Annotated in this window: 3 protein-coding genes; 1 reads left to right on the top strand and 2 read right to left on the bottom strand. The window is 46.6% G+C overall.

Annotated features, from left to right (window positions below):
* On the bottom strand, positions 1–6,156 hold a 6,156-nt coding region (locus tag AC07OI_RS29655; RefSeq protein WP_495259648.1), incomplete at its 3' end, for a hypothetical protein.
* A gap of 1,554 nt (positions 6,157–7,710) precedes the next feature.
* On the opposite strand from AC07OI_RS29655, the gene AC07OI_RS29650 reads away from it, so the two are divergent.
* Positions 7,711–7,965, top strand: a complete 255-nt coding sequence (locus tag AC07OI_RS29650; RefSeq protein ID WP_495259647.1) for a hypothetical protein — start codon at positions 7,711–7,713, stop codon at positions 7,963–7,965.
* Between the two features lie 264 nt (positions 7,966–8,229).
* On the opposite strand, the gene AC07OI_RS29645 is transcribed toward AC07OI_RS29650, so the two are convergent.
* Positions 8,230–9,108: a hypothetical protein gene (locus tag AC07OI_RS29645; protein WP_495259646.1), complete on the bottom strand. Its 879-nt coding sequence runs from the start codon at positions 9,106–9,108 to the stop codon at positions 8,230–8,232.
* Positions 9,109–9,352 lie beyond the last annotated feature (244 nt).

Here is a 9,352-nt window from a genome sequence, read left to right as displayed (position 1 = left end):
GCTGAAGAGGCCATCAGGTAAAGTGAAGTTGAAGACTTTGTTCTCTGCCACTTTTTGCAAGGCTATGGAACCGACTGCAACAGGAGCGGTATTGGCACCCAATATTGGTCTCGCTGGTGCATGCGCCATCATCTGATCAAGAGTGAGCTTGGTACCGTCGGCAAATTCGAAAACTTCCACACCGAAGCCAGTGGCATCCTGCTCATTGGCTACGACGATACGCACACCCTTGCCTTCGCCCCACGAGATATTCAGGGTCTGATGTGGTGTATCCGCTTCGAACCTGCCCCATGAGAAATTGAGGTCGGACAGATTAATGCCGGCTTCAAAGAGGACCTTGTCTTGTGGCAGGGTGCTTTGATCAACATCAACCATGAAGTACTCTTCTGAAGGGAAATTAATTCTGCTACTTTCGCTAATCCCCGAATCATAAATCACATCCCAACCTTCATCGCCCGCTGACAAGCGATACCAGTCCCCCTGCGCGGCACCATTCATGAAGTCGTCACCTGTGCCGCCAATAATTTCATCCCGGCCTTGTGTACCTACAATGGTGTCATTACCTGCACCACCATAAACAAAGCTCCCAGACAAGCCATCATCGTTAAGGTAATACACTGCCGTCACATCAGATGGATAGACATCGAAATCGCGCATATCTGGATATTTTAGTGTCCACTTTACCGTTTCCCTGGCCTGGGCAAATTTATCCATACCGCTATCAACAAAATCGTCTCCATCACCTGCATCTACACTTTGATAGCCATATGCATAGTTGTAACTCACTGCATTTGCATACAAAATGTGATTGACAGATGCACCTGCACGTATATCTTCCACACTTAAGGCGACTTTGGTCGTGGTTTCAAGATGCCGCTCAATAAGGGTAGATGCCGTCGCACTCGTCTTATTAACATTCACAGATTGTAAATTCTGGTATTGATTGAAATAGCTCAGTTCTTTCTTGACACCGCCAGTCGCAGGATCAATCTTATCGACATAAACCGCCACTGTATTATTTGGTGCACTAATAATGCCACCACCGGTCTTGGTCAACTCGTCCAAATCAATCTTGCGCACAAATGCAGCGTCGCTACCTACCGATGTCAACTCTGTCGTCTTGACCGTATAGCTCACCGTTTGATCAGACAAAACAGAAGTCTGTACATTGACTGCCGGGTCAAACGCCATAATTTCAGCAGCGTCCGACACGGTTCTGGTCGTGGTGATTGCGGATACACTCGTGGTTTTCTTCGCGATGACTCTTACATCACCTTCAAAATAATTTTCTAACGTGGTCCCGCCCGCACTTTGTGCTGCTGACATATATTTCTCATGAGCGCGCATAAAATTACTACGGTACTGATCAATCTTTTGCGCACTGGTACTGTTTGGTGTTCCCGTCGTTACAGTTGCCATCAAACTGGAGACAGAGGCAAGGCTGCCAGCCGCAGTCTTGATGTTCCAGTTCATATCGGTGGCAAAGTAATTATTGATGGTTAAGCCATCTTCGCTACCACTAATCGCGATATACAAATTGTCACCTTGACGCTGCACGGCAAGATCAGCCAATTCAACACCAGCCTTGAGGCTGACCAGATTGGTTTCACCGGCCACCTCCGTAACCACATCCTGACCAGTGCCACGGCCCAACAAATAAGTATCCATGCCATGTCCGCCAATGAGTACATCATTGCCAGCACCGCCATCAATAACATCATCGCCTTTGCCACCATACAGTGTTTCACCAGCAGCAGAACCATTCAGACTCAAAGGATCTGCATACAACAAATCCATGAACTGCCCATGCTTGAGTACACTGTCATCAGCAAACTTGAAAGTCGTATTGGCCAGGCTTAAACCATCTTTCAGCAAGATCTGATCGCCGCCATTACCGATCTGCACCTGCAGGAAACTGTCCTCTGCATTTTTTACCAGATGCCCTTTCAGGTCTGACATCTGTATGCCTGCAGCAAAAATGATCGCGTTATTGCCTTCGGCATCAATGATGGTATCTACACCATCCCCTCCCTTGTAGATATAGGTGTCATTACCAGAACCGCCTTGCAAAGTGTCGTTGCCACCAGCACCATTGAGCGTGTCATTTCCACCGTATCCACTGAGTTGATCATTACCTTTGGCACCCATCAATTGATTGTCACCATTGCTGCCATTCAGGATTTGCACTTCTATCCGGCTCGCCAACAAGTCACCATGGGTCAACACCTGGCCATTCTCAAACTCATAGGTCTCGATTGCACCATCCGCACCACCAAGTATGGTGATTTGATCACCATTACCATAGCCGACAATCAAATCCGCGCCACTCTCACTGAGGCTGACGCGCAGGTCGCTTGCATTGATGCCTGCGCCAAAGCGGATTACATCAACTGAATTGCTGTCATGTTCGCGGTAAGTACCATCAGCGATGGTGTCCTTACCATCACCCAGTCTGAACACATAAGTATCGCTACCAAAGTCATCAACCAGTGTGTCGTCACCAGCGCCGCCCTGATAGGTATCGTCGCCATAACCACCAAGCAGCACACTACTACCTGCACCGTCGATGAGAGTGTCATAGCCATCATCACCACCCAGCACATTATTGCCCGCGCCACCTTCTATACGATCGTCATCATCACCACCAAACAAACGGTCATTACCTTCACCACCCAGCAGTGTGTCATTGCCAGCATCACCAAAGAAAAGGTCACTACCAGCACCACCAGTGATGCTGTCATCACCGGCATAGCCATGTATGCGGGTATTACCATCGCCAGTGGTAAGTTTGTCATTGCCGGGTGTTCCATCAATAGAAACAGGCGCACTCAGTTTGGCGATGGTGTCTTTGTTGAGGACAGTGCCATTGCTAAAGCTGATACTGTTTATATTGCCCAGATTGGCCGCGCCGTTTTGTATCGTGATGGTATTGTTGCCGCTCTTGAAAACCAGGTCTTTGGGATTGATTGCCGCTGCGAGGCTAAAATCAGTGTTGCTAAAACCCGCCCCCAGTTTCAAGACAGAATTGCCGCTGACATCATTGATCAAAACATTGACAGTGGTATTGTTGTACTGGCTGATAGAGTAAGTATCATCACCCGTGCCACCATCCATGGTGTCTGCTTCGCCACCATATATGATGTCATTGCCAGCGCCGGCCAGCATCTTGTCATTGCCTGTCGTACCATAAATACGGTCATCGACTGAAGTGCCTTGCAAGACATTCACACCATTTACCAGCGTCGCTTGTTTGACATCAACGCCTTTAGCTAGAAGATCAGTGTAGGTGACGCTGCTATTGTCAGCAAACACTACCGTATCAAGTGCATGGCTGGCCTGCAGATCCTGAATATCAGTTGCAGATAGCTTGATTGAATCACCTGATGCCAGGTTCAGTTGCAAAGACCCGCCCGATGTCGTCAGGCTGATATCACTCGCAGCTATGCCTGCGCCCATGACAATGCGGTTACCGCCGATGACAGCCTGGGTTGTTGAACTCAAGCCAGTATCATTGATATCGTCTGCACCGTCACCCAATCTGAAGATATAAGCGTTGTTACCATTGCGGCCAGTGATTTTGTCATTACCTGTTCCGCCGGTAACGGTAGCTTTACCACCATTGGCAGAAATATGATCATTACCAAAGCCACCAACGACGGTATCACTTTCTGTGTTTGACTCGACATCAATGCCACCGAGGTGATTAGCCTCTAGCAATTGCTGGTTCGTGATCGTGTGTCCGTCTACAAACTTGTAGGTAGATATGGTGCCACTCATGCCGCCCTTGATGATGATGGCATCACTTTGAGAATAGTTGAGTATCAAATCGCCTGTACCAGACTCAACGGCTTTCAAATCCATCTCACCGATGCCTGCACCAAATTCTATGGTGTTACCGCCAGCGCTGTCGTCTATACCGTCGGTCATGTTTTGTATGGCCTGTGAATCACCTACATTGAAACGGTAAGTATCTGCACCTGCACCACCTTCCAGAACGTCAACACCAAGGCCGCCATCCAGCGTGTCTGCGCCAGCATCACCTTTAAGGCGATCATTACCCTTGCCACCTATCAGCAAGTCATCACCCTGGCTGTTGACCTCTACGCTTTCACTGCCGTTATCGCCATACAGGACATCATCGCCATCACCACCAATCACGGTATCGTTACCGCCACCGCCGTCAACGACGTCATCACCAGCCTCACCGTCAAGGTAGTCATTACCGTAATTACTGCCCAGTTTGTCCATGTTGATGAAACCATCATCACCATGCAACTGATCATTGCCTGTACCACCAAGCAAGGTATCTGAGCGACCACCGCCTACAAGGGTGTCATTGCCCTCACCACCGTCCAGGTAGTCCGATCCGTGCAGATCCCCTTCGAGTATTTTTTTACCGTCGACGTAACCATCACCCCACAAGACATCATCGCCCTTGCCACCATCGAGTTTGTCGTCACGGCCACCGCCAGTAATGGTGTCATTACCGTCACCACCGTCGAGCGAATCATTGCCGTGCACACTGAGTGGCGTCAAATTATCATAGACATCATCACCATAGATATCATCATCACCTTCACCACCAAGGACAGTATCTGCACCGCCCTGACCAAACACGACATCGTTACCTTTACCGCCATCGATCAAATCGGCAGCATGCAAGGAAGATTTGACTTTCCATGCGTCCATTTTGCTGCCATCGAGGAGATCGAGATAATTAGCAGGGGAACTATCACCCCAGACATAGTCCTTGCCATCATCGCCATTCAAGACGTCTGCACCGCCACGGCCCCAGATATAGTCATCACCCTTGCCACCGCTTACCGTGTCATTACCTAGGGAGGCCAGAATCTTGTCATTACCAGCACCACCGTCGGAAATACTGCCGACATCAATGATATCAGGGTCAGTTAGAACTCCCGGAAAACTGTGTACCTCGTGAACACCATCATTTGTAAAGAAACCATCCACGGCAATAACCGAATAATCATCCTTACCTGATGTGTAAATTCTATTTGATGATCCATACACAGGTTCGGCATACATTGGCTTGTGTGTTACATCATCTATGCCTCGGTACACTTTTACACTTTGATTCCAATTAGGATTTCGTTCTAATTGCAAATATCCGTTATTAACCAGAGAAACAACTTGCAATTTATAGTAATAGTCACGCATTCCAAAATATTTAATACCAAATTGAGCCTCATTCATAATACCCCCGACTGCAAATATCCAGTCGTCACCATCGCCACCATTGATAGTATCCCTGCCATTGCCGTCAATGATAATGTCGTCACCGTCATCACCATTGAGTAAGTCATTTCCTTTGTCACCGCCTATACGGTCATTACCGCTGCCACCGTTAACGACATCATTGTCGCTGCCACTGGCATGCGGTATCAAGCCATCATATTGCCTGCCATCATAGTGTTCACCAGCCAATATGATGTCATTCCCATTTCCTCCATCCAGCGTATCATCTCCCCAGCCACTCTCCATATAGTCGTCGCCATCATTTCCTTCAAGCCAGTCATTCGTACCCATACCGTAGAATTGGTAAAAGAACTCTCCTTCGCTACTGAAAAGACTGTCATTGCCGTCTCCACCAATAATATGCGCGTTGTGAAAAGTGTCACGCAGATTACCGTCATTCTTGACGACATCCTGATCACCGATAATAAGGATATCTGAAGCGGGGTCAGGCTGTGTTTTTGGGCCTTCAAGATTGATGCCGAGGTGTTTGTTTTCCCATTTTTTGATAGTGATACTATTGCTGCCATCACTGTCTTCTTTTTTGATGACCAACTCTTTACCACCAGCGCCATCGTCGAGCACTGTGTACAGGTATGTGACATTATTGCTGTCGGTACCTTTCCAGACCCCTTCAGAGAGTTTCTTGCCACCGGTCAGCACGCCACCATTAATCTGAACAGTGCCACCTTCGTCACTATCGAAAATGGTGTCCTTGCCATAATTGCCGTCGAATAAATACGTGTCGTCACCCTTGCCACCGCGCAGGATGTCATCACCCTCGCCACCTGTGAGCTGGTCGTTGTCTTCATTCCCTTCGAGGTAGTCGTTGCCTTTGCCACCGTCGAGGGTGTCGTTGCCCTTGCCGCCGTAGAGGTGGTCTTCAACACTAGTGCCCTTCAAATCAGCGTCATTCTTATCACTACCAAAGACAAGATAGTGCTCTGGGAAATGACCACTCAGTTGCTCCCCTTCTTTAGTGTTAGCGTTTGGATGTGTATTGATCGTAATCTGACTCTGTCTGTCCTCAAATCTCCACCGATCAGTTTCACCATTGAATCCAAGCGATCGGCCATCGCTTATATTCAATTCATTGCGATCAATTATCCACGCTAGTGCTTTTGCACGATCCATCAAATATTGGTCACTAAAATTAGCTTTTCCGGCAGCATGATCTGCATTGCTCAGTGTTCTGTCTTCAGCCCATTTCAAGCCCAGATCGCCGTTTGCGGCTTTCAGAAGTGTGATTGCCTCGTCGTTTTTTGGCTTGAATGCAAATGAGGTTTGGTAATACAAACTTAAAAACGCGCCAAAATCGCTTTTTGCCAACAAACCATCCTTGGGCGGTGCAACTACAGTGACACTATCAGCCAATAGCTTGAAATATTCGGAATCTTGAATTTCTTTAAGCTTTTTATAGAAAGTGGTCCTGTCAGTATATTTTGAATCTTTGGAGCCATCCATAATTGCCCAGGTGCCCCCTTCGGGATTACCTTTAAGTCTTTGATCGTCTTTCCAACCCAGACCAAAAGTATCAGCAAGACTATTAACAATATTCTCCAGGACATCCCCTTCAGCATTGCCCTGAACCCCCGGGAGTTCGAGGCTTTTTAAATTTGATGCGGCTGCAAATATGGAAGCGAACTTATCTGTTGCAAATCCGTTATCCAACTTCGCAAATATTGCTTGTGTGTTCAGTGAGTCAACTATCAACGACAAGCTATGTGTATCTCCAAAATCATTTTGGTCAAAATTATCGACAATAAGTTTCAGGTCAAAATTCCACGTAGATTCAGTCAATACATCAAAATTATATGAACCTCTATATAAAGGCTGATCCTCAATCGTGATAGGTGTCTCGGAACCATAATGATATTGGGAATTTGAAACTGCTGATGGCCAGTTAGCACCAAACAAATCATAAAAACCTGGAATTGCTCCTGTAGGCGCGATAGAACGGCCTTTATAAGCCGCCCATCCTCCCATAACCACACCAGATCTGAAGGTAGACGTTTTTTTTCCGGCCAAAAGCACCGCCATTTGATAATCAAGTTTAGTCGCGTCAATATCTGCAGCACTAATTTGCAAAGGCGTCGTACCGGAATTGGCTAACTTACTTACATAGTCGATTTCACCGAAAATAGCCCTGATTCGCTCTAGTGCTTTTACCAGCATCGCGCTTTCGCCTGCATTGCTGACCAACATCTTGGCCTTCTCAATATCTGCAAGCGTTGGCTCGATTCCGCCAATGATTTTCGCCCTAAGCTCTTGATATACAACATTTGAAGGTTGATCGCTAAATTGTATTTGCTGTCCATCGGCATTCACTCGCTGCTGTTCAAAACGAGTAATAATCTCCGTCAGACTCCCTTCATTTACAATACCAACCCCCGCGCCATTGAAAGTGTAAGTCTCATGAATTGCTGCTGGATACAGTTGATTGAATGCAGTTGCCAGATGACCGCCCAAACTATAACCTGTAACGTCCAATGGCTGACCAACCGGAATTTTTCCGCTGGCGAACAGACCGTCCACCCAGTTTTTCATATCACTGATCTGACCGAAAGCCCAACCCGTTTCTTTAATTTCCAGGGTATTAGTTTCTTTATTGTCGCGGACCGCATCATCTGCAAACTCGGTAGAACGAAAACTGATCACCAATTGACCGGCAACGAGTCCACGCGCTGGGTCATCTGTCTTGCATTTAAATAGCGTGCCGCTAAAGCCTGTCTTGGTATTTGAAATATGTTCAACAACGTCCCAGTCACCGACAAACTCTGTTGCTTGCGTTTCAGAGAATTTACTCGAGCGGGTATTGCCCGTCTGAAGCACCGCAGCATCAATCGGCCCTTTGAAAGTTGAGCTAACAGCGTCGTTCCGTAGTCCATATAGAGCCTCAGCAGCCATTTGTAGATTGGCATACTTCAAGTACTTAAGAATAGGATTTATATTTGAATTAGTTGAGTTCGTCATAATTTATTTTTGTTTCTTTGGTTTCAATATTTGATCTACAAATAGACGTGTTGCGTGCGCTCCCCCGCCAGATTCTCTCGGACAAATTTGTGCATGTGACCAAGGGTCTCGGAAGCCGGTCGTACTTCCCTGTCCCCGATCGATCGCATACCAAGTTTTTTCAGCAATTTTTTCTTTGGTTAAAGTATCAGTAATTAAAACGGTTGTCCCTGCAATCCATTTTGCTCTATCACTAGGTTCAACGTAATTTAAGTAAGACACCGCGTAGCGTGCAAGTGGGCTTTCAACTAAGCCTCGAGACAACTCGATGCCATTTGACTTTTTTTTGAACTCATATCTAAATACGCTTCCATCTTTCTTGACAACATCAACAAACTGATATCCAGGCAATTCACTAACATCTTCGTTTAAATAACCGCGTGCGTTTCGCTTATCCTCATGGTGCTCCCACATCAAGAAATTGCGTATGTACCATTCACCTTCTGATTCACCGGGCAAACCTGCATCGGGCCAATCTGGATCGTTCATCCTCCTTGGGCCATCTTCTCCACGAATATTCAGCAATTGAATGCCATCTACGTCATCGACAGTTCGGTAAATTTTTACGCCTGCATTTTTGCATAACTCATCAAAGCGCGACATAGCTACGTCTAATCTAGCTTGTACAGCTTGCTCGTGTTGATATCGCGTCCAGCTATACAAAACTAATGGGCCGACAGTTATTGCAGAGACGAGTACAAAGCCAAAAATTTTCTTGCTCTTTCCTTTAATTTTGAATACGACAAAAACCAACGCTGCTATCACGAGTAGCCAATACAACCAACCAAGGCCGTGCAATACTGCGCCGAAAGATGTGAGGTCGAGTGGAGTTCCAGTTAACATTTTGATGTCCTATTCAGATAATTCATTTTTTTCAAATTCATAAATCGTATAAAAATTCTATTTATTAAAGCATTAAAATAATTTACAACAAAACATTTCACCGCTCCCGTCCCGCCTCACTAACCGACTTCTGCACCGGCGACAACAAATACTCCAGCACACTGCGTTTACCCTGATTAATCTCCGCCACCACCTGCATGCCAGGCGTGGTATTGAGCTTGTTCCCTTGTCCATCAATCAGCGT

Source organism: Undibacterium sp. GW821-FHT07F11 (genome assembly GCF_059418665.1).
Note: the sequence above shows the minus strand (reverse complement) of the source record. Positions and strands in the feature narration are given on the sequence as shown.